At 51.8% G+C, this 22,239-nt stretch carries 17 protein-coding genes and 1 pseudogene; 3 read left to right on the forward strand and 15 right to left on the reverse strand.

Translation table 11 applies throughout. The features are described from left to right. Positions 1 to 562: 562 nt before the first annotated feature. From ACX93W_RS18705 to ACX93W_RS18765, 13 genes and pseudogenes are all read right to left on the reverse strand, one after another. Positions 563 to 1,178, reverse strand: a pseudogene (locus ACX93W_RS18705) (hypothetical protein). Between the two features lie 193 nt (positions 1,179 to 1,371). After that, a complete protein-coding gene (gene nadA, locus ACX93W_RS18710) occupies positions 1,372 to 2,310 on the reverse strand; it encodes a quinolinate synthase NadA (protein WP_459393901.1) in 939 nt (312 codons plus the stop codon). Between the two features lie 393 nt (positions 2,311 to 2,703). Continuing rightward, positions 2,704 to 3,189: an SRPBCC family protein gene (locus tag ACX93W_RS18715; RefSeq protein ID WP_459393902.1), complete on the reverse strand. Its 486-nt coding sequence runs from the start codon at positions 3,187 to 3,189 to the stop codon at positions 2,704 to 2,706. Positions 3,190 to 3,192: 3 nt separating this feature from the next. Then, on the reverse strand, positions 3,193 to 3,528 hold the full coding sequence (locus ACX93W_RS18720) for an ArsR/SmtB family transcription factor (protein WP_459393903.1): 336 nt from the start codon (positions 3,526 to 3,528) through the stop codon (positions 3,193 to 3,195). 143 nt (positions 3,529 to 3,671) lie between these two features. Beyond that, positions 3,672 to 4,625, reverse strand: a complete 954-nt coding sequence (locus ACX93W_RS18725) for an ABC transporter permease (protein ID WP_459393904.1) — start codon at positions 4,623 to 4,625, stop codon at positions 3,672 to 3,674. Position 4,626: 1 nt separating this feature from the next. Continuing rightward, positions 4,627 to 5,709: an ABC transporter permease gene (locus tag ACX93W_RS18730; protein WP_459393905.1), complete on the reverse strand. Its 1,083-nt coding sequence runs from the start codon at positions 5,707 to 5,709 to the stop codon at positions 4,627 to 4,629. Positions 5,710 to 5,714: 5 nt separating this feature from the next. Further along, entirely contained in the window at positions 5,715 to 7,244 is a 1,530-nt protein-coding gene (locus ACX93W_RS18735) for an ABC transporter ATP-binding protein (RefSeq protein WP_459393906.1), read from the reverse strand. Positions 7,245 to 7,413: 169 nt separating this feature from the next. After that, complete coding sequence (locus ACX93W_RS18740; RefSeq protein ID WP_459393907.1) at positions 7,414 to 8,466, reverse strand: BMP family lipoprotein; 1,053 nt, start codon at positions 8,464 to 8,466, stop codon at positions 7,414 to 7,416. Between the two features lie 339 nt (positions 8,467 to 8,805). Further along, entirely contained in the window at positions 8,806 to 10,827 is a 2,022-nt protein-coding gene (gene ftsH / locus ACX93W_RS18745) for an ATP-dependent zinc metalloprotease FtsH (protein WP_459393908.1), read from the reverse strand. 97 nt (positions 10,828 to 10,924) lie between these two features. Next, complete coding sequence (hpt, locus tag ACX93W_RS18750) at positions 10,925 to 11,464, reverse strand: hypoxanthine phosphoribosyltransferase (protein ID WP_459393909.1); 540 nt, start codon at positions 11,462 to 11,464, stop codon at positions 10,925 to 10,927. 52 nt (positions 11,465 to 11,516) lie between these two features. Beyond that, entirely contained in the window at positions 11,517 to 12,995 is a 1,479-nt protein-coding gene (tilS, locus tag ACX93W_RS18755) for a tRNA lysidine(34) synthetase TilS (protein WP_459393910.1), read from the reverse strand. Positions 12,996 to 13,038: 43 nt separating this feature from the next. Beyond that, positions 13,039 to 13,959: a protein kinase domain-containing protein gene (locus tag ACX93W_RS18760; protein WP_459393911.1), complete on the reverse strand. Its 921-nt coding sequence runs from the start codon at positions 13,957 to 13,959 to the stop codon at positions 13,039 to 13,041. Beyond that, a complete protein-coding gene (locus ACX93W_RS18765) occupies positions 13,943 to 14,668 on the reverse strand; it encodes a vWA domain-containing protein (RefSeq protein ID WP_459393912.1) in 726 nt (241 codons plus the stop codon). Before ACX93W_RS18765 ends, ACX93W_RS18760 begins: the two co-directional genes overlap by 17 nt. Positions 14,669 to 14,936: 268 nt before the next feature. On the opposite strand from ACX93W_RS18765, the gene ACX93W_RS18770 reads away from it, so the two are divergent. Continuing rightward, complete coding sequence (locus ACX93W_RS18770) at positions 14,937 to 15,386, forward strand: GNAT family N-acetyltransferase (RefSeq protein ID WP_459393913.1); 450 nt, start codon at positions 14,937 to 14,939, stop codon at positions 15,384 to 15,386. A 656-nt stretch (positions 15,387 to 16,042) separates the two neighbouring features. On the opposite strand, the gene ACX93W_RS18775 is transcribed toward ACX93W_RS18770, so the two are convergent. Then, entirely contained in the window at positions 16,043 to 18,088 is a 2,046-nt protein-coding gene (locus ACX93W_RS18775) for an SMI1/KNR4 family protein (RefSeq protein ID WP_459393914.1), read from the reverse strand. Between the two features lie 32 nt (positions 18,089 to 18,120). On the opposite strand from ACX93W_RS18775, the gene ACX93W_RS18780 reads away from it, so the two are divergent. Continuing rightward, positions 18,121 to 19,170, forward strand: a complete 1,050-nt coding sequence (locus tag ACX93W_RS18780; protein ID WP_459393915.1) for a LacI family DNA-binding transcriptional regulator — start codon at positions 18,121 to 18,123, stop codon at positions 19,168 to 19,170. Between the two features lie 239 nt (positions 19,171 to 19,409). Further along, on the forward strand, positions 19,410 to 21,845 hold the full coding sequence (locus tag ACX93W_RS18785) for a GH36-type glycosyl hydrolase domain-containing protein (RefSeq protein WP_459393916.1): 2,436 nt from the start codon (positions 19,410 to 19,412) through the stop codon (positions 21,843 to 21,845). Positions 21,846 to 21,889: 44 nt separating this feature from the next. Here the strand turns inward: ACX93W_RS18785 and ACX93W_RS18790 are convergent, their stop codons facing one another. Beyond that, positions 21,890 to 22,036, reverse strand: a complete 147-nt coding sequence (locus tag ACX93W_RS18790) for a hypothetical protein (protein ID WP_459393917.1) — start codon at positions 22,034 to 22,036, stop codon at positions 21,890 to 21,892. Between the last annotated feature and the right edge of the window lie 203 nt (positions 22,037 to 22,239).

Below are 22,239 nucleotides of genomic sequence, written 5' to 3' on the forward strand. Positions count from 1 at the left end.
ACGGACATCGACAGTTACCTTTTGCCCGCCTGGCGGTCACCGATGACCGTTAGAGACCCAATTGGATACTTTAACTTTGGGTAACGGTCATCCATGTCCATTAAACGCTCAAAATCCGCGTTTTGGAGATGAATGTAAGCTTTAACGGTCATGCATGGCCTTTAAAATTGGACATTGCATCAAAACAAGGCTTTAATGGTCATGGATGTCCGTTGCGTTCAGGATGTTCGTAAAGTGCATGGATGTCCGTTGCGTTCAGGATGTCCATACTTGCAGGACGGCCGTGCGTGTAGGATAGCCTTAACGTGGGGCTAGCTTCAGGCCCCGGCGTTCCACAAAACACCGCGTATCGTTTACAAGCCGAATTCAACAATCGGAAGCCCCTTGTCCAACAGTCTTGTCTCGCAGTGTTTGACCTCAATCAAAGTCAAGCGCTACTTTCTGCTTTAATCCTTCATTTTCTATGTCAATCATACCCCAGCATCCCGCAACTGTACAATTCCATTTTACAAGAAAAAGCCCGTCCAATGCGCCAACTGAACGCTCTTCCGCCATCAACTATTCATTTGCCTGCCAGATCATGAACGGTTTCGTTAAGCCAGTTCAGGAAAAGCTCCTTTTCCTCAAACTGCGGATAATGTGCGGAATCCTCAAATCGTACGAATTGCTTTTCCGAAGCTTCCAGCTCATCAAAATAATGCTTTGCCGCTTCCGTCGATGTCATATAATCGTACTTGCCCATTACAAAATAAACGGGGATTTTCAATTGGTTTACAAGAGAAGGGATCGGATGCTCTTTCTCCTCCCAAAGCAGCTTCTCTTGCGTTTCTTCAACGCCAAGGATAAAACGGATCAAGTCGAGCCCGTTGTATTCGGTGCTTGTCAGAAACCCTATGTAATAATCTCTGATGTCATTAATCCTTCTGATACTTTCTGACATACGGCATTTCCGAGGTTCCCGGTCCCCCATGCACAAAAAGCAGAATGGGATTGTTGCGGTCATTTCCACGGATCATGATTTGGTGGCTGGCCCCGTTAATGTTCACCTTTTCAAAACGGCTAATGCTGTTTTCACCAGCGATAGAGGGCGTCCAGGTTGGAAAAAACACAAAAAGAAGCAGTGCCGCCGCTGCCAGCAACAATGTCCATCTGATTGCTTTCAACCATTTTCTACGCATTATTCTATCTCCTATATAGAAACGTTCAGGGCATGGCCGCCTCCGTAACGCCGGATGGTTGCCATGCCCTCTAAAGTCAGCTATTGCTTGCCTATTGCACAGACTCCATCAAGCCGCTTGCTTCACCCTGCAGTCTTCACCAGTATATTTACCGCCTTATCAATACTGAGCGTACCTATAGGCAATCAGCATGCTACTTCACTTGCAGCATCCGCTCAAGCGACAAGCGTGCTTGGTCTGCTACCTGCGGCGGCACATAGATCTGAGGCTGCATCGTTTCAAGCGCCTTCACGAGCTTTTTCAGGTTATTCACCTTCATATTCGGACAAACCAAATATTTCGACGCAAAATGGAAGGTTTTGTCGGGGCTGTCGAGTCTGAGCTGATAACCCGTTCCATCCTCCGTGCCAACGATAAATTCCTTGCAATCGGATTCTTTGCAATATTTGATGATAGCCGTTGTGCTGCCGACAAAATCGCCCAGCTCGACAACCTCGGGACGGCATTCAGGATGCACCACAAACTCGGCCCCTGGATACTTGGCCTTCATTTCCTCAACATCCTTGACCGTCAACATGTCATGGGTATTGCAGTAGCCTTCCCAGATGATCATTTTTTTGTCCGTATTCTGCTGAACGTAATGGCCCAGATTTTTGTCCGGTACCCAGATGACTTCGTCGCCTTCAACCGAATTGACAACCTTGACGGCATTTGCCGACGTGCAGCAAATATCCGTCTCCGCTTTAATTTCGGCGGAGGAGTTAATGTACGTCACCACCGTTGCATTGGGATGCTGTGCCTTCAGCTTGCGCAGGCCATCCACATTGACCATATCCGCCATCGGACATCCCGCTCTTTCGTCGGGAATAATGACCGTTTTGTTAGGAGCAAGAATTTTCGCGCTTTCGCCCATAAAATGAACTCCGCAAAACACGATCACATCGGCATCCGTCGCTGCTGCCTTCTGGGCCAGCAGAAAGGAATCGCCCCGGAAATCGGCAACCTCCTGAATTTCGTCACGCTGATAATAATGGGCAAGAATGATGGCATTGCGTTCCTTCTTCAACTGCATCAGCCGTTCACGCAGCTCGCGGGTCTGCTCCGCCTTGCGTTCCAGTGCCAGTGCTTCCACGATAAATTCACTCCTCTTATAAGGGATGGGCCGCATCCCGAGCAACGTGCATGATCTGCGGCGGCTCATTCCGTTATCCGGCAAGTATGCTTTGTGAATGTAAGCACAAAGCAACCGGGATTGTCTTAGAACTCTGCAAGGACCAGATGTTGCCTAATTTTCGTTCCATGCAAGGCGCTTTTTGTAAGGCTTACCGGGGGTAAGTCAAGGAAAAGTAACGCAGCAGGGGGCGAAAAGGCGGCGATAGATGCCCTTGAGGAAGTTTTAAGACACTCCCTAAGCCAATTGCCTTTAGTTTAATCCAAAATGGGGTTTTTCATTTGATTAAGATTTAATTTACACTTGCCTGATAGCTCTGTCAATGCATGTGTGATCAATATTACGCTCTTTTTTTTATTCATGCTCTACAAGCAGCTTTAAGCCCTCAAACATCAGATGCCAGCCGGTCCGGGATGCATCGTGATAATCCTGTGCAGCTTGCAGCGCTTCTTCCTCGCTCCAGCCTTCATCATGGGGAACGCGTATTTCCTGGGTAAACACCATCCGGCAACCGCCGTCTTCCCCTTCGATTTTGACCGTTAATGTATCTTCGGAGTCGCTGAATTGAGGCATGCAAAAAGTAAATATCAGCTTGCTTGGCGCGTCAATCTCGATATATTGGCCGACAGCTCTGTAATCCATCCCATTCCGATGGTCAACGATTTCCCATTGCCCTCCGACAGTCAAATCTGCTTTGGCGATTTTATTGGATTCGGTTCTCGTCATGAGCCATTTGCCCATAAGCTTTGGGTTGCTCCACGCCTCAAACAGCTCTTGGGGCGTTGCCTTAAAGCTGCAATCCATCATAAGTGTAATATAAGAAGCTTGTTCATTTTCCATCCCTTATCTACCCCTTTCCTGCTCCCTGTTAGTGTTCCTCTTTCCTCGCGTTTTGGCTCTCTCGTAACCCTTGATCCAATGGGAAACGATGGACATCGAGCCGGTAGTCAAACGGCAATAATGAGTGCGGCCTTGCACCGAGCGCATCAGCAAGCCCGCATGCTCCAATACCTTGACATGCTTAGACGCTGCCGCCAGCGACATATGGAAAGGGGCCGCCAGCTCCGTTACCGTCCGCTCGCGCTGAGCCATCAGCCTCATCATTTCCCGGCGCGTGGAATCGGCAAGCGCATGGAAAATATAATTGAGTTGTTCTTCCGTGCACATTTGTTCAACCATGGGGTTTCAGTATACCTCCCGTTCTTATGACGATCAACCTTTCGATATAGGGTGAATAGGCTGAAATGGTCTCTTCCTCACGAAAAAGCGCCAAACCTGTAACGGGTCTGGCGCTTGTTAATCTGCCTATTGCTTCCTGCTTGTTATCTGCGCGCCGGATCATAAGGCTGTCCCAACGCGGATGGCGCGCTGGAGCGGCCTACCGCACCCGCAAGGACGATGAGCGTAAGCACATAAGGCAACATATAGAATACTTCAGTAGGTATTTGGCTAGCAAAATCGAACAGCTGCGCAAAATTGCGAAGCGCCTGCGCCATTCCGAAGAACAGAGCCGCTCCGGCAAGACCAAGCGGGTTCCATTTGCCAAAAATGAGGGCGGCCAATGCAATAAAACCTTGACCCGAAATGGTATTATGCGCAAAATTGCTTGTTGTCGTGAGCGCAATGGTCGCTCCGCCAAGACCGGCCAAAGCGCCGCTCAGCATAACGCCGATGTAACGGTATTTGGATACGCTGATGCCCACGGTGTCCGCCGAGCTTGGATGTTCGCCAACCGCGCGAAGCCGCAGCCCAAACGGCGTTTTGAATAAAACAAAATAGCTGGCCACAACCAGAATAATCGCGATATAGGTCGGCGGATACGCTCGGAAGAATCCTTCGCCGATAATCGGAATTTTCGACAGGAACGGTATCGCTTCCTTGTGGAATACATCCACAAGCTGTCCCGTCTGCGCGGAGCCTTCATAAAGGCTGCGTGTAAAATAAATCGCGGAACCAAGCGCCAGGATATTGATGACGACACCAACAACGGTCTGGTCCGATTTAAACGTAATGGTTGCCACTGCATGAAGCAGGGAAATTAAGACGCCGTATATCAATCCGGCAAGCATGCCAATCCACGGCGACATGCCGCCCATTCCATATTGGGATGCGTAATCCGTCGCTACAGCTGCCGCAAATGCGCCCGACACCATAAGGCCTTCCAGGCCGATATTAACGACACCGGACCGCTCGGAGAACATTCCGCCCAACGCGGCAAAGATCAGCGCCGTAGAAAAAACCATGGTTATATTAATTAATTGACCCAATACTTCCATGCTACGCCGCCTCCTTTGATTTGTCGGATCGTTTGAGCCTCAGCGGCTTAAGAATAAATTTGACAATGCCGTGCGCGGCAACAAAGAATATGACGGAGCCGATAACAATCCGTACAATTTCGGAAGGAACGCCAGCGCCAAAGCTCATGCCGTTAGAGCCGTAGCTTAAGCCGCCGAACAGAACCGCTCCCAGCAGTACTCCGATTGGAGTATTGCCGCCCAGCAAGGCAACGGCGATGCCGTCGAAGCCGTAACCGACCGAAGCTGCAAGAACCGTCTGGTTGCCGAACACGCCCAGCACTTCGAATACGCCGCCAAGTCCGGCGAACACGCCGCTAATAAACATAGACTTAACGATTGTCCGGTTAACGTTCATACCGGCATACAGAGCGGCATCCGGATTGTGCCCAACCGCGCGAAGCTCATAACCCTGCTTCGTGCGCCACAGCAAAATATAGAACACCAGCACGCAAGCCAGAGCGACAAACGTGCCCCAGTGCATACGAGCTTTATCCATAAGCTCAACCAGCCAGTCGATAGACATTAGCGCGGATTCATGCACGTTTTTCGATTTCTGTTGACCTGGCTCCAGCAAAAACTTGCTGACGATATAGTTGGCCAAATAAAGCGCCGTCCAGTTCAACATAATGGACGAGATAACCTCGTTGACGCCTCGTTTGGCCTTTAGATAACCGACAAGACCGGCCCATAAACCTCCGAACAGGGCTCCCGTCAGAATCGCAAGCGGGCCATGCAGGTACCAAGGAAGATCCAGCAGCACGCCGATTAACGTCGCGCCGGTCATCCCCATAATGAATTGTCCTTCAACGCCGATATTGAACAGGCCCGTCCGGAAAGCAAAAGCTACGGCAAGGCCGGTAAAAATAAGCGGCGTGATGGCCCGGATCGTCTCACCCATATGATAAGAGCTGCCGAAAACCCTTTTAAACAAGGAGCTATAGGCCAATATTGGATCATAACCTCCCGCCAGCATGGCAAGAGCGCCGATCAGAAGCCCCAACAGGATGGATATGAGGGGGATCAGCAGGGATGATTTATTGAATATCTTTTTGATCATTTCCATCTTCGCTATCCCTCCCCTTTCCCGTCGCTGGTCATCAGCAGGCCAAGCCGCACGTCGTCTCGCTCGTTGGCATCCACTTCACCTGTCAGCTTGCCTTCGAACATAACGGCAATCCGGTCGCTGAGCGCATACAGCTCGTCCAATTCAAAGGAAATCAGCAAAATCGCTTTGCCTTGGCTGCGCGCTTCCACCAGACGTTTATGAACAAACTCGATAGCCCCGATATCCAAACCGCGAGTAGGCTGTACGGCGATCAGCAAATCCGGGTCTTTGTGCAGCTCGCGAGCTATGATCGCTTTCTGCTGATTACCGCCCGACAGCGCTCTGGCATGAGTGGCAATGCCGGAGGAACGAACGTCAAATTCCGTAACCAGCTCCTGCGCCGTTTTGTCCATCGTTTTAAAATCGAGGAAGCCGTGGCGGCCATAACGCTCATCGAAATACGTGCCCAAAATCATATTTTCGCTGAGCGAAAAATCAAGCACCAAACCATGCTTATGACGATCCTCGGGAATATGGCCAACGCCGCTTTTGCTAATCTGGCGAGGCGTATTGTTAGTAATATCGTTACCGTTCAGCGCAACTGTGCCGCCATTTGTCTTGCGCATCCCCGTAATGCCGTAGATCAGTTCGCTTTGCCCGTTGCCGTCTACGCCGGCGATGCCCAGAATTTCACCCGCCCGAACTTGAAAAGTCATGCCGTTTAGCGCTTTTTTGCCTTGGTCCCCGTTCATGACCAAATCGCGCACATCAAGCACAACCTTGCCAGGCTCGGACTTTTGCTTCTCAACCTTAAAGGAGACATCGCGCCCCACCATTAGCTCGGCCAGCTTTTCCTCCGTTGCGTCAGCCATCTGATCAACCGTTGCAACGACCTTGCCGCGTCGAATAACGGTTACGGCATCCGCAAGCGCCATAACCTCTTTGAGCTTATGCGTAATGATGATAATGGATTTGCCTTCCGCTGCCAGACCACGAATGATCTCCAGCAATTCCTCGATCTCTTGAACAGTCAATACGGCCGTCGGCTCATCGAAAATAACAATATCCGCGCCCCTGTACAGGGTCTTCAGAATCTCTACGCGCTGCTGCATGCCAACTGTAATATCTTGAATCCGCACCTGCGGATCTACTTTCAATCCATATTGCTCGGAAATTTCCTTTACCTTGCGATTCGCGAGCTTATAATCGATAGTTAGTCCTTTTTTGGGCTCGTCGCCCAACACGATGTTCTCCGCAACCGTAAACGGCTGGACCAGCTTGAAATGCTGATGCACCATTCCGATGCCAAGCTCGATCGCTTTGGAAGCCCCGTTAATAACGGTTTGTTTTCCATTAATCCAAATTTCGCCTTCATCAGGCTGATACAGTCCAAACAAAATATTCATTAGCGTAGATTTGCCTGCGCCGTTTTCGCCAAGCAAGGCATGAATTTGCCCTTTTTTCAACTCAAAATCAATAGAATCGTTCGCTACAAGGCCTGGAAAACGCTTTGTAATTCCTTTTAGCTGCACGACTGTCCCGTTCTGATTCATTCCGCTACCATCTCCCGGAATCGACCTGTTTGACCGACTTATTAGTCCCATACCCAAAAGTGAAACAGGACAAGACCGGTCATATGGCCGGTCTTGCCTTATTGCCGCATACAGCGGCACAAACTCATAGAAGCGGTTGTTCAAAAAAGCTTAGCTTTGAAAAAATTGATTATTCAGCAGGAACAACGATTTCGCCGCTAACGATCTTAGCTTTGTACTCGTCAACTTGCTTCAATACGTCCTCAGGAACGTTTTTGCTCGAAGTCTCAGGAAGGCCTACAGCGTCGTCCTTCAGGCCCAGCTCTTGTACAGTGCCGCCTGCCCAGTTGCCGTCGATCAGGTCTTTCGAGATTTTATGAACGGCAGCATCTACGCCCTTCATCATGGAAGTCAGAGTTACATCGTCGCCAAACTCCAGGGATTGGTCTTTGTCAACGCCGATAACCCATACTTTTTCGCCGTTCTTTTTGCGCTCGATAGCTTCGTTGAATACGCCGTTGCCAGTGCCGCCCGCTGCATGGAACACGATGTCGTAGCCATCGTTGTACAGGGTTGCTGCAGCGCTTTTGCCTTGGTCAGGCTTGTCGAATGTGCCTGTGTAAACAACTTTTACAGTTGCATCAGGGTTTGCCGCTTTAACGCCGGCAACAAAACCAGCTTCAAAACGTTTGATAACCGGAATTTCCATGCCGCCTACAAAACCAATTTTTTTGCTTTCGGACATCAGGCCGGCTACTACGCCAACCAGGAAGGAGCCTTCATGCTCTGCGAATGTAACGGAAGCAACGTTTGGAGCATCAACAACAGCGTCGATAACCGCCAGTTTGGCATCCGGATTTTCAGTAGCAACTTTCAGGATCGCGTCCGTGAACAGGAAGCCGATACCCCAAGTCAAGCTAAAGCCTTCGCGAACAAAGCTGTTCAAGTTCGGTTCCATGTCGGCTTCGCCTTTGGATTCCAGGAACTTTGTTTCAGCGCTAGTTTCTTTTGTCAGCCTCTGCAGGGCTTCCCATGCGCTTTGGTTAAACGATCTGTCGTTTACGCCGCCTACGTCGGTAACCATGCCGATTTTAAAGTCTTTGCCGCTTTCGTCGGAAACCACTTCTGGCTCAGTTCCACCTTGGCTGCCGCCGTTGTTGTTTTTCTTGTCTACTCCGCATGCGGACAGGACAAGGCTGATGGAAAGCACAAGCATCAGCATTAAGCTTGCTGTCTTCTTCATTTCATAATCTCCCCTTATCTTCTTGGTTTGTATGCTGAAACAGCCATGCTGCTCATACACTTGCGTTATGAGGTTGTGGACTCGCACTTATGTAGTATAAGTAAACCTTCCCGCTATTATTTCATTATAATGACAAAAACCAAGCCGTCAATCAAATTGTGTTATATTAAGTTACATTTTCATTAACATTGTATTTAATCACCAAATATCGTGATATAAATGAAAAATTAAATGAGATGTATTGCCGCTTCAACGCTTCATTATGTTAAATTATATGCCATTATGGCATAAAAAGTATCCCGGTATTCTTGTCGGAATACCGGGATACTATAATCTTCCTTATTGTTTGCCGGATTCGTCGTTTCCATCATTAGAGGAAGGTGTCGTTGGTGTATCCGAGCCTCCGTCTTCACGCGGCTGGATGCGAACCTTCACATCTCCGATTTCATCGATAATCGGCTCTGCTTTGGACTCCCCGGAGGATTCTCCAGCGGAACCGTTGCCGGATTCGCCGCCTTCGTTGTCTCCGCTGCCCAACACGCCTTTTTCAATCAGCGATTTGATTTGCTCCATCTCCAGCGTTTCCACATTCAGAAGCGTCTGGGCAATCAGGTGCATCTCTTCGCTCTTTTCGGTCAACAGCTTTTTCGCTCTATCGTAGCAGCTGTTAATAATCGTCTGCATTTCTTGGTCGATTTCATACGCAATCGCATCGGAGTAGTTCGGCTCATGGCCCAAATCGCGGCCCAGGAATACCTGTCCTTGCGAGTTGCCGAATTGCATCGGTCCAAGCCTGTCGCTCATGCCGTATTCCATAATCATGCTGCGAACAATGCTTGTTGCTTGTTTAAAGTCGCTGTAAGCGCCCGTTCCGATTTCACCGATAAAAATCTCCTCGGCTACGCGGCCTGCAAGCAATCCCGTTACTTTATCAAGCAGTTCTTGCTTCGTCACAAGCATGCGGTCTTCCTTCGGCAGCATGATGACATAACCGCCGGCGCGACCGCGAGGAATGATGGTTACCTTATGCACCAAATCGGCATGCTCCAGAAAGAAACCTGCGATGGTATGTCCCGCTTCGTGATACGCGACAATTCTTTTTTCGCGTTCGCTGATAACGCGGCTTTTCTTCTCGGTTCCCACGATAACGCGGTCAATCGCGTCATCGATATCATTCATTGCAATCTCTTTCTTGTTGCGTCTGGCCGCCAGAAGCGCTGCTTCGTTAAGCAGGTTTTCCAGGTCGGCGCCGCTGAAGCCTGTTGTGCGCTTCGCAATAACGTCCAGCTTCACGTCGCCAGTCAAAGGTTTGTTGCGGGCATGCACCTTCAGCACAGCCTCGCGGCCTTTTACATCAGGACGGTCAACGGTAATTTGACGGTCGAAACGTCCCGGACGGAGCAACGCGGGGTCAAGAATATCCGAGCGGTTTGTCGCCGCAATGATAATGATGCCTTCATTGGCTCCAAAACCGTCCATCTCTACGAGCAATTGGTTAAGCGTCTGCTCGCGCTCGTCATGTCCTCCGCCAAGTCCGGCGCCGCGCTGACGGCCAACAGCGTCAATTTCATCAATGAAGATGATACATGGCGAATTTTTCTTGGCGTTTTCGAACAGGTCGCGTACGCGAGATGCGCCGACACCAACGAACATTTCCACAAAGTCGGAACCGGATATGCTGAAGAACGGCACGCCAGCCTCGCCTGCCACCGCACGGGCAAGCAACGTTTTACCGGTACCTGGAGGGCCCACCAGCAATACGCCTTTAGGAATGCGGGCGCCGACCAAATTGAATTTGCGAGGATCCTTGAGGAAGTCGACGACTTCGACAAGCTCCTGCTTCTCTTCATCTGCGCCAGCCACGTCCTCGAATGTTACGCGCTTCTTCTCTTCATTGTACAGCCTTGCCCGACTTTTGCCGAAGTTCATTACCTTGCCGCCGCCGCCTTGCGCCTGGTTCATCAGGAAGAAGAACAGGACAAGCAGCAGAAGGAACGGAACGATCGAAGTCAGGAATGTCAGCCAGAAGCTCGGGCGGTCCATCGGCTTGGTTTCGTAAGTGAAGCCGTATTGTTTCGACCACTCGTCAAATTTCACCTCTGCGGATACAGGGGCGCGAGCCGTAAAGGTATCCTTATCCACGTCAGCCGGCTTGTTCTTGTATTTGCCCGTCACAATGTAGGTTTGATCATGATACTTGGTTGTCAATGACTCTACGTTGCCAGCTTCGATTTCAGCGCGCAGCTGATCGTATCTTAACGGCTTGGTATTGTCACCTTGACCGCTAATGACTTGAAATATGCCAACGGTAATCAGAAAGATGATCAAATAAAAACCAGTATTACGGATGATCCGATTCATCCCCTACCTCCTCTCGAGCGCTTTAGATATTTTACCATAGCATGACTTTCCATCTCAATAGAGCCTCGGGAGCCCTTGCATGTTACGGTAAGGGAAGTTACTTTTCATATACATGCGGCTTCAGAATGCCGATGTAGGGCAGGTTGCGGTATTGCTCCGCGTAATCCAGACCGTAGCCCACAACGAATTCGTCCGGCAGCGTAAAACCTCTGTAATCCGGCTGCAAATCAACCGTGCGGCGGGCGGGCTTGTCGAACAGAGCCACAACCGTCACCGACTTGGCGCCCCGGTGTTCCAGCACATCGATCAGATAGCTGAGCGTAAGGCCGCTGTCGATAATGTCTTCTACGATCAGAATTTCGCGCCCTTCTACCGGCACATCCAGGTCTTTGATGATTTTGACCACGCCGGAGGACTTGGTGGACGCTCCATAGCTGGATACGGCCATAAAGTCGATTTCAAGCGGCACCGTGATATTTTTGACCAGGTCGGACATAAAAATAAATGCGCCTTTGAGAACACAAATAACGAGCGGATTGCGCCCCTCGAAATCAGCGCTCAATTGCGCGCCAAGCTCTTTAACCTTTTGGATGATTTGCTCTTCGCTGTAAAGTACGTCTTTAATATCGTTCTGCAAAATAAAGCTCCTCCTACATCCTCACCTATGTGTATGAAATAACCCTTGCTTCTTATTCGTTGCGCGCCGTAATGTAAAGCAGCTCTCGTCCGTCCTTCACTGCCAGCGCATGGCTGGACCGGCGAATGCCCGGAATCCAGAGCAGCCTGCCTCCGGCGTCGCAGAGCAGTGGATACAGCGCTCTGCAAGATGGCGGCACCTTCTCGTCAACGAACATATCTTGCACCTTTTTTGACCCATTTAATCCTAAAACTTGAATTCTGTCGCCCGGCAAACGGCTTCGAATGACGAGTGGCAGCTCCAGCTGGCTGCAGTCGAAGCAGGCCAGGTAACCCGCCGTTTGCGCATCTCCCGCTTCCGGCTCCGCCGACCAATGGAAGGTAAAGCTCCATCCGCTTGGTTCAATCTCCAAAGCCTGAAGTTCCGGCGCGACCTTGTAAGCATAGCCGCCTGCCCCCGGTGCCGGCATCTCCGCCGCGCTCCGTTCCCGAAACCAGCGCATCTTGCCGTATTCCCGTACGCAGACCAGATTGGCCCCGATGTCCATCCTCCAGGTTGAGGGGGACTCCGGCATGGCCGCAAACCGCATTTTCTCTATGCCTTCAAAGGATAAGTAATCATTTTCCTGCAAAAGATACCTTAATATTAGTTTAATCAATCTCCTTTGTAAAGCGACATGAAGGCTTGTCAGATCGGTGCAGGATACCTCTAATTGCCCATGTCTTCGGGAGACGATTGATTCCAGCAACGACTCCGTCTGCAGCTCCATGTAATCATCCTCCGCTCCCGCCACTTCGGCAAGACGCTGAAGCGATGATGACAGGCGCGGATTATATTGCTCCAGATACGGCAGAACGTCCAGCCTCACCTGGTTGCGAAAGTAGTCCCGCTTGGCATTGCTGCTGTCCACCATGTATGGAATGTCGTAATCCTCGCAGTATCGCAGAAGGTCTGACTTGTTCATACGCAGCAGCGGGCGAATGAGTTCCATGTTTTTTTCGGCGCGTTTATCGCTCATTCCCGACAACCCGCCAAGACCCGCGCCGCGGATTAGCCGCATCAGCACCGTCTCCGCCTGATCGTCGGCATGATGCGCCAGCGCGATAACGGAAGCGCCATGGCGTACCGCCGTTTCATGAAGAAAGGCGTACCGCTTCTCCCGGGCCGCCGCTTGCAGGTTCAGCCGGTTTTTCTCCAGGTACGCCGGCATATCCAGCGTAACGGTTTCGCACGGGATCTCCATACTTTCCGCAAACCGGACCACCGTCTGCAGCTCCCGCTCCGACTCTTCGCCCCGGAACCCGTGATTGACATGGGCCGCGACTAGACGGAGTCGCCGTTCGCTTGATACGGCATGGAGCAGATGCAGCAAAGCCATGGAGTCCGGCCCGCCGGACACGGCGACTACAATTGTATCCCCGTCCCGCCAAAGCGCCCGCTTTCCCGATTCCTTGAGAAAGACGCTTGCGATATCCTGCGCACCGGCCGCACCCTTGCTCTGACCATTGCCGGGAGCCTTGCCCGTTTCCATCCTTGTTGCCCCCCTCGATGCCCTTGTCTCCTATGTATATCAACTAAAACATATTACGCAGCAGCCAATAAATAGATACGGCAAGCAAAACGCTGGTGGTTGCCGCCAAGCCTTTCAGCCAGCCCGGCGTAGCCCCCGGTTTGCGCTTGCCGCGCCGATGCATCAGTCCCCGCCAGGCCTCCGCGCCCTCCGCAGCATCCGCAAATCCGCCTTCAAGCGCCTTTCGCAGCCAACCCTCCATCGGCCGAAGCGCCGTACTGCTTGCGATGATCCCGAGCAAATCCGAGGCCGTCCGGTTCTGGGGCAAAAGCTCTTTCGTCAGCGCCACAAGTCTCCGGGGCTCGTGAAGCTGGATGCTGAGCACGGCGAAGGAAAACAGATCGTAACCGGGGTCAGCCGAGCGCGGACCGCTGTTCCAATATCCGCGATCATAGATTTCCGTGAACTGGCGTATGCTTTTGCCAATCTCGGACACGCCCCCGTAATCCACCAGCTCGACATGGCCGTAATCCGCCACCATCACATTCTCTACCTTCAAATCTCCGAACACCCAGCCTGATCTATGCAATCTGGACAAGCGCCCAAGCAGGTTCAGCCCTACCAGAGGGAACCACTCCGAGCCTTGCTGCTTCAAATAATCGGCAAGCGTATCTCCCCGAACATATCGCATTATATAGAAGGGATACTTGCGGCCGTCCGGTCCGTACAAATCGTCCACGTCAAAGAGAAACGGCTCCATGCCGCTGCCTTGTTTGGCGATATTTTTGAGCACGTTGATTTCGGACTGCAAATCCACGGCATCGGCGCCAACCTTCAGCGCCAGCCATTCGCGATCCTTCTGGACCAGATATACCTTGCCGTTGGCGCCTTCGCCCAGAAGGCGTTCTACCCGGTAGCGCCCCTGCTTCCATTTGCCAACCACGATATTGCCCCGCCGCAGCTCCAAATTAAACGACGTAGTCACCCATCATCCCATCACTTTCATATCGCTCATTACGACCGAAGTCGCCGGAACGATAATAGTCTATCACCTGCATGATCGCAGGTCCCGTCGGCGTGGTGCCGCCCATCTGAAGCTTTGGGAAAATACTTTGAACGCCGTTCAGATGGCTGCTCCATCCCAAATCCATCAAGCACTCGTCGCCGTGACGCGATCCTGGAAAATGAAACACGGAGATTTGGCTGTTCCCTTGTCTCGCCTGCAGGCTCAGCATCAAATCGTGGATCGCCTCTTCCACGGCCGCCATTTTTGGCTTCATGCTAGCGCTGGCGTCGATCAGCAGAGCGACTTGAAGCCTCGAGGTTTCGCCAAGCTCGTCAATAACCCGAACGACCTCTCCCCGCTTCTCCGGCGGCAACGAGTCAATAGAGCCGTCGCCAAGCACCTGCTTCAGTTCCTTTTGAACCGCCAGCTGAATGGTTTGCACCACCGTTTTGCGCGTCATCATCTGGACCGTCTGGGAAAGCTGCCGCGTATGGACCATTCGGCTAAGGCCGCCGCCCGACCGGGCGATTTCCTCGATTTCGGCCGCCCCGAGCTCGCCTACATCCCCGCCGTCCAGCACGCCCACCACATTGACCGTAATCCCTTCCGACCGCGCATGGGCGGCCGCAACGACAGGACTGATCCCCACATTGGAACAACCGTCCGTAATCAGCAAAATTTGCTTCATTCTTTATCCCTCCGCATATTCGGCATTAGAAACAATAAATCCTTTTCTATCAGCTTTGCCGAATATGATAGGAGATAAACGCATAGGCTAACACGCCCTATTACTATTATCGTCATTATAGCATAGCGATTTGCCCCCAAAAGAGAAAACCCCCGCAAAAACACCACCCGTCCCATCGTTCCACGTCGTAATAATCGACTTAACTCAAACATTACCTTGTTGTCAGCCGCCAAGCCGAACACAATAGGTTTGAAGATAGGAGGCGCATATGATGCAGAATCACCTGACAATAACCCTAACCCCGGTTGATCAAAATAACTGGTATGCCGTTACGCAGCTTGAGACGTCAGAGGAACAAAAATCCGTATTCCCGGTCCCCGCCGTCTATTGGCTGGCCGAATCCGCCTATTGCGGCTTTACGCCGCTTGCTATGTATATGGAAGATCAGCTTGTCGGCTTCGTCGTCCATGCGCTCGATCCCGATGACGGAACCTGCTGGATTATGGCTTATATGATCGATGCCGGGTTTCAAGGCAAAGGCTTGGGCCGGGCGGGCATGCTGGCATTGACCGCCCATTTGCGGGAGCTTGACGTCTCTGACAGAATCCGGCTCGGGCATCGCCCCGCAAACGAACGCGCCGCACGACTGTATTCGTCGGTTGGATTTGAAGAAATCGGCCGCGAAGGGCATGAAGTCATCAGGGAGCTTAAGCTTTAGGCCCCTTCTCCTTCCATAGCTGTATGAAGTAAGGTACCATTACAGGGCCGGAAGCTAGCTGTACGTTATGGACATCCTGTACGTTACGGACATCCATGACCGTTTTGGACATCCTGTACGTTACGGACATCCATGACTGTTATGGACATCCTGTACGTTACGGACATCCATGACTGTTATGGACATCCTGTACGCTAAGGACATCCATGACTGTTATGGACATCCAGTACGTTATAGACATCCATGACCGTTATGGACATCCTGTACGCTACGGACATCCATGACCGTTATGGACATCCTGTACGCTACGGACATCCATGACCGTTATGGACATCCTGTACGCTAAGGACATCCATGACTGTTATGGACATCCTGTACGTTACGGACATCCATGACCGTTAAAGCCCTGTTTTGATGCAATTTGCATTTCTAAAGGTCATCCATGACCGTAAAAGCTTACTTTCATCCCCAAAACGCGGCTTTTGAGCGTCTAAAGGACACCGGTGACCGTTAGCTGAAGCTAATTCATCCTTTTGGGGTTCTAACGGTCATCGGCGACCGCTAGGCGGGCAAAGGGCAGCTGTCCATGTGCATTTCGAAAAAAGGTTACCGTATTCCGTTTTCAACACTCTTGCTCAGTGAAATAAGGCGATCCGTTAAGCGTTCAACCTGGCAAGCAGCTCGCTGACCGCGGCCTGCGTCATGACCAGTCCACCAGCGCCATCGTCAGCGCAATCACCAGAAACAGCGCCAGCGCCAGCGTCATCACCAGCACCAGCACCAACGCCAGCGCCAACACCATCGTCATCGCCAGCGCCAGCGCGTACAAGTATCCGGCCCTGCTTGATGCGGTCGTCCAGCCAGTCCGTGATAAAACCCGGTGCGTAACCGCCCGTGCCGAACTCTCCGCCAAAAGCGATCATTTTGGTATAGACGTCGAGGTATGCCCCTCTGGATGGGTTGGGGTAACTAAACGTATACAGCCAAAATTGCAGATCGTACATCAGAACGGATCGTTCATCGGCATGCAGCGCAAAATACCCCTTATCATGAATGATTTCGGTACAAATGCGGCGGATTCCACTCTCCAGCCCCTCCACTTCCGAAGATGCCTTGTGGACCAACTCCCCAAGCAACGGCGAAAAGGCCGCCTCCGCCACCCTGCGCAAATCGTCCTGCTTATCTTCTTCGGAGGTGTCGTAGACGTCTCTATGGACGAGGGCGCGCGCAAACGCTTCGAAGCTATGGGCCAAATAGGTAATTTCATAGTCGTCCTCCTGATCCACATGAACAACGGATGGTTCCCCTTCGGGCCCGCAGAACCGGTAATCCAGCATAACCACGTCATGTCCCGCGGAAGGACAATCGCAGATCACAACTCCGAGATCAGGGTACCCCCATTCCTCGATCATAAACCGACTCCCTAAATCGCCTCCCAGCGAATAGATCTTTTTGCGGCCAATGCCCATGATGGAGGTGATGGCTATATGATCCTCAGACCAAGAGGTGGGCTCCGTTGTCGGAAAGTTGGTATTAACGGGCACTCCGCCGTTTTGCGTTCGCATCAAGGCTATGTAGGAATCCGGAAGCCTGTATCCCAGCTCCTTCTCAATGGATGCGATCATCTCTTCATCCGCAGGTTTGGATAGGATATTTTTAATCGTATATTCGCCATTAGCCTCCCAAAATGAATCCCGGTCAAAACCAGCGAATGGCTGCCGCACAGCGGTTGCCTCGGGCGCTTCGGCTGTCTCGTGCGCTGCGGTTGCAACGTGCGCTTCGGCTGTCTCGTGTGCTTCAGTTGCCTCGGGCGCTGCGGTTGTCTCATGCACTTCAGTTGCCTCGGGCGCTGCGGTTGTCTCATGCGCTTCAGTTGCCTCGGGCGCTGCGGTTGCAACGCGCGCTTCAGTTGCCTCGGGCGCTGCGGTTGTCTCATGCACTTCAGTTGCCTCGGGCGCTGCGGTTGTCTCATGCGCTTCAGTTGCCTCGTGCGCTTCAGTTGCCTCGTGCGCTTCAGTTGCCTCGTGCGCTTCAGTTGCCTCGGGCGCTTCAGTTGCCTCGTGCGCTGCGGTTGCAACGTGCGCCGTGGTTGCTTCGTCGTATGTTCCGCCTGCTATCGATCCAGCGCCGGACTCCGCTTCTTCAGCATCTTCAATGGAAGATGCCTGGTTCGCAACCAAGGATGCTCTCTCGGCTTGCCGATCATCCAGCCAGCGTCTGCGCATGTCTTCCATCCTGGATGCCTTGGGCTGTGTCCACTCCAGAAACTGGAGCGTTTTTTCGTCATTCGACTCCAGCTCGTTGGCACGTTCAAAAGCAGCCAGCGCTTTATCGTAGAGAGCCAAATGATAGAAGGAATAGCCCATCCGAAAATGCCAAACGGCGTCATTTTGTCCCCGGTCAGCCACACTTTCCAACTGCTCAAGCGCTTCGCGGTAACGCCCGGCATTATTGAGCGCCCGTCCCAGCTGTCCCACAAGCTCGAAACTTCTCTCCGTTACCGGAATTCCCGTAATGGCATCAATGATTTCGTCGTATTCCTCATCCTCGTGCCATGCCACAATTTGCTCCAGCAAATCCTTCTCCATCATCATCCTCCGTTTCAATCCATGGATTATCGTTACGCCACCTATTATAATCACTTTATAAACAGGATGGAAAGCGCTTGAAACGCCGATGGATTTATCATACAATTGAACCATAAACGCGCGTTCAGGAATCAGAAGGAGGCATTATGCGCAGCGAAGATATTGCGAAATTGGCTGGCGTTTCCCGAAGCACGGTTTCCAGGGTCATCAACAATTACCCCAACGTGCCGCCGGAAACGCGCGAGAAGGTGCTGAAGGTTATTCAGCAGCACCACTATCAGCCCAACACCTATGCCAGAGCGCTGGCTGGGAAGGGGACCAATACGATCGGGCTGTTTGTTGTCAGTACGGCTGACAAATCTTCCACCCATCGTATTTACCAAAACAACTATTTTGCCCCCTTTGTCGAATCGGTGGTGGATACGGCCAACTCGCTAGGCTACTATGTACTGATTCATACCCTCTATACGCTGGAGGACTATCAGAAGGTCAAGCAGGCATGCCTGCAGAAGCGCATTGACGGCGGCATTCTGGTAGGAACCCGCAAGCAGGTTGACGTAATCCGGGAACTGGTCGGACTGGAAGCTCCGATTGTCCTCATCGATTACGACATTGGCGAAATCATCGCGAGCCGTCTGGACAAAAGCAACGTATCCGTCATCAACTCCAAGGATTACGACGGGGCGACGGAAGCCGTTGAATACCTGATCTCTCTCGGTCATCGCAAAATCGGCATGATCAACGGGTCTGTGAATACGTTTTCAGGAGCGGAACGCTTCAAGGCTTACGAATCCGTGTTGCAGAGCAGCGGACTGTCGGTTGAAAAGGGCTATATCCTGAACGGCGACTTCCTCAAGCAAAATGCCTACCATGAAGTCCGCAGCCTCCTGGCCTCCGGCCGTGACCTGCCAACCGCTTTTTTTGCGGCGAACGACGACATGGCGGCGGCGGCTTATGAAGCCTTCAAGGAATTCGGCCTATCCATTCCCGAGGATATCTCTATCGTGGGCTTCGACGACGGCCCCATCGCGGCGCAGCTTGTGCCCAAGCTGACAACCGTCCGGGTTCCCATCTACGACATGTCCAAGGAAGCGGTTCACAAAGTGGTTGCTCTATGCGAGCAAACCGTCACCGCTTTCAGCACAGTCAGCTTTCCTGCCCCGCTTGTTGTGCGGGATTCCTGCAGGGAGCTGTAAGGAAGCCTCTATCGCGGCTGCTTGCAGGACAGCGACCGCGTATAGCTGCAAGCTCTATTGCGGATACGCATCTCATTTATTTGCAAGACCGAAAGCATACACATGCTTATACAGCAGCAAGTTCGGCATCGCCCCAATCGCCCCTTGCCCCTATCCGGCCCAGCGGAATCAGGGGGAGGGATTTCCTTCAGGCTTTTGTAAACGCGCGTTCACAAAACCGTTAAAGGAGCAAAATACACATGAAATTTGGTCATTTTGATGATGCAAACAAGGAATACGTTATTGAAACTCCCAAAACGCCTTACCCTTGGATCAACTATCTCGGCTCGGAGAATTTTTTCGGCCTGGTGTCCAACACGGGCGGCGGCTATTGCTTCTACCGCGATGCCAGATTAAGAAGACTGACTCGCTACCGGTACAACAATATTCCGCTCGACAACGGCGGACGCTATTATTACATTCATGATCAAGGCGATTACTGGACGCCAGGCTGGATGCCCGTCAAGCGGGAGCTTGATTTCTATGAATGCCGCCACGGATTGGGCTACACCGCCATTACGGGGGAGCGCAACGGCCTCCGCGTCAAGCAGCTTCAATTCGTTCCGCTCGGCTTTACCGGCGAGGTTCATCAGCTGACCATCTCCAATGTGTCCGATGCGCCTAAAGAGGCAAAGCTGTTCTCCTTTGTAGAGTTTTGCTTGTGGAACGCCAATGACGACATGACCAACTTTCAGCGCAACCTGAGCACAGGGGAAGTCGAAGTTAAAGGTTCCGTCATTTATCATAAAACAGAATACCGCGAGCGCCGCGATCACTATTCTTTCTTCTCGGTCAACACAGAGCTGGACGGTTTTGACACTGACCGCGACAGCTTCCTTGGCGCCTATAACGGCCTGGATACGCCTGCGGTTGTAGCGGAAGGCAAATCCAGCAATTCGGTTGCCAGCGGATGGTCGCCGATCGCCTCCCACGGAATCAACATTTCTCTGCAGCCGGGCGAAGAAAAAACGCTTGTGTTTGTTCTGGGCTACGTTGAAAATCCGGAAGAGGAAAAATGGGAGTCGCCTGGCGTCATCAATAAAACGAGAGCGCAAGCAATGATCGACCAATTCGCGACCGACGAAGGCGTTGACAAAGCCATGGCGGAGCTTGCCTCCTACTGGGATGGCCTATTGTCGAAATATACCCTTACTGGACCAGACGACAAGCTGAACCGGATGGTCAACATCTGGAATCCGTATCAATGTATGGTTACGTTCAATATGTCACGTTCCGCCTCCTATTTCGAATCCGGCATCGGACGCGGCATGGGCTTCCGCGACTCCAACCAGGATTTGCTGGGCTTTGTCCACCAAATTCCGGAAAGAGCGCGCGAACGCATTATCGACATCGCCTCCACCCAGTTCGAGGACGGAAGCGCTTATCACCAATACCAGCCGCTCACCAAAAAAGGCAACAACGAAGTCGGCAGCGGCTTCAACGATGATCCGCTCTGGCTTATTTTGGGCACGGCTGCTTATATTAAGGAAAGCGGAGACTACAGCATTCTGGATGAGCAAGTGCCGTTCGACAGCAACCCCGACAACACGGCTACGCTGTTCGAGCATTTGAAGCGTTCCTTCTTCCACGTCATTCACAACCTGGGGCCACACGGTTTGCCGCTCATCGGACGCGCCGACTGGAACGACTGTCTCAACCTGAACTGCTTCTCCAAGGAGCCGGGCGAAAGCTTCCAAACCACGGCAAATATCGAAGGACGCGTAGCGGAATCCGTCTTTATCGCCGGCCTGTTCGTATTTGTTGGACCGGATTATGTCGAGTTGTGCAAACGCAGAGGCCTGCACGAGGAAGCGGAAGAAGCGTTGGCGCAAATCGAAGCGATGAAAAAAACGACGCTGGAGCACGGGTTCGACGGCGACTGGTTCCTGCGCGCTTACGACCATTACGGCAACAAAATCGGAAGCAAGGAAAATGAGGAAGGAAAAATCTTCATCGAGCCGCAAGGCTTCTGCGTTATGGCCGGAATCGGCGTAGAGGAAGGTTTGGCAGCGAAAGCGCTGCAATCCGTTGAGGAGCATCTGGAGACGGATTACGGCATTATTCTGCAAACGCCGCCGTATTCCAAATACTATCTCAACCTGGGCGAAATTTCGTCTTACCCGCCGGGTTATAAAGAAAATGCGGGCATTTTCTGCCACAACAATCCGTGGATCATGATTGCGGAAACAGTGCTTGGCAACGGAGACCGCGCATTTGAGCTGTACCGCAAAATTGCTCCGGCTTACCTGGAGGAAATCAGCGAAGTGCATCGCATGGAGCCTTATGTCTATGCGCAAATGATTGCAGGCAGAGATGCCGTGCGCCACGGCGAAGCCAAAAACTCCTGGCTGACGGGAACGGCGGCTTGGAACTACATCGCCATTACGCAATCTATTCTCGGTATTCAAGCGGATTTCGACGGTCTGCGGATCGATCCTTGTATTCCGAAGGATTGGAACGGATTCTCCATCGTTCGCGAATTCCGCGGCAATACGTTCAACATTACGATCTCCAATCCAAACGGCGTATCCAAAGGCGTTGCTTCCCTCACGGTGGACGGCAAGTCGCTGGAAGGCAATACGATTCCGGTATCCGGCAGCGGCGGCACTTATCAAGTCGAGGTTGTGTTGGGGTAAGGTATCTTCTTAATGAAATCAAGTTGATGACTCTTGACGAATCATCAACTTGATTTTTTATTGCTGGCTTCTTTATGCTTTAGATCTCTTTCCTCTGCCTCTTTTACATAATCGCGCGGAGGTATTTTACTGTTGATATGAACCAGCATTCCGAGTATGAGCACAAGGATAATAAAAATGGCAATCAGCATTTAGATGACGTCCTTTCCCCACTTCCACATATTTAATTAACTCCCCCCATATCCCAAACACTTCCCAAACATGCGAAGTAGCACTTTTTTGCCGGCCGAACAAAAAAAAGAACGAGCCTCAAAAGCCCGTCCTCTTTCTTATATCTCTGCAAGAAGCACGATTGACATGGTTGATCAGAACGGCATCCACCGCTTATTTGTTT

The sequence above is a fragment of the Paenibacillus sp. CAU 1782 genome (assembly GCF_054551715.1).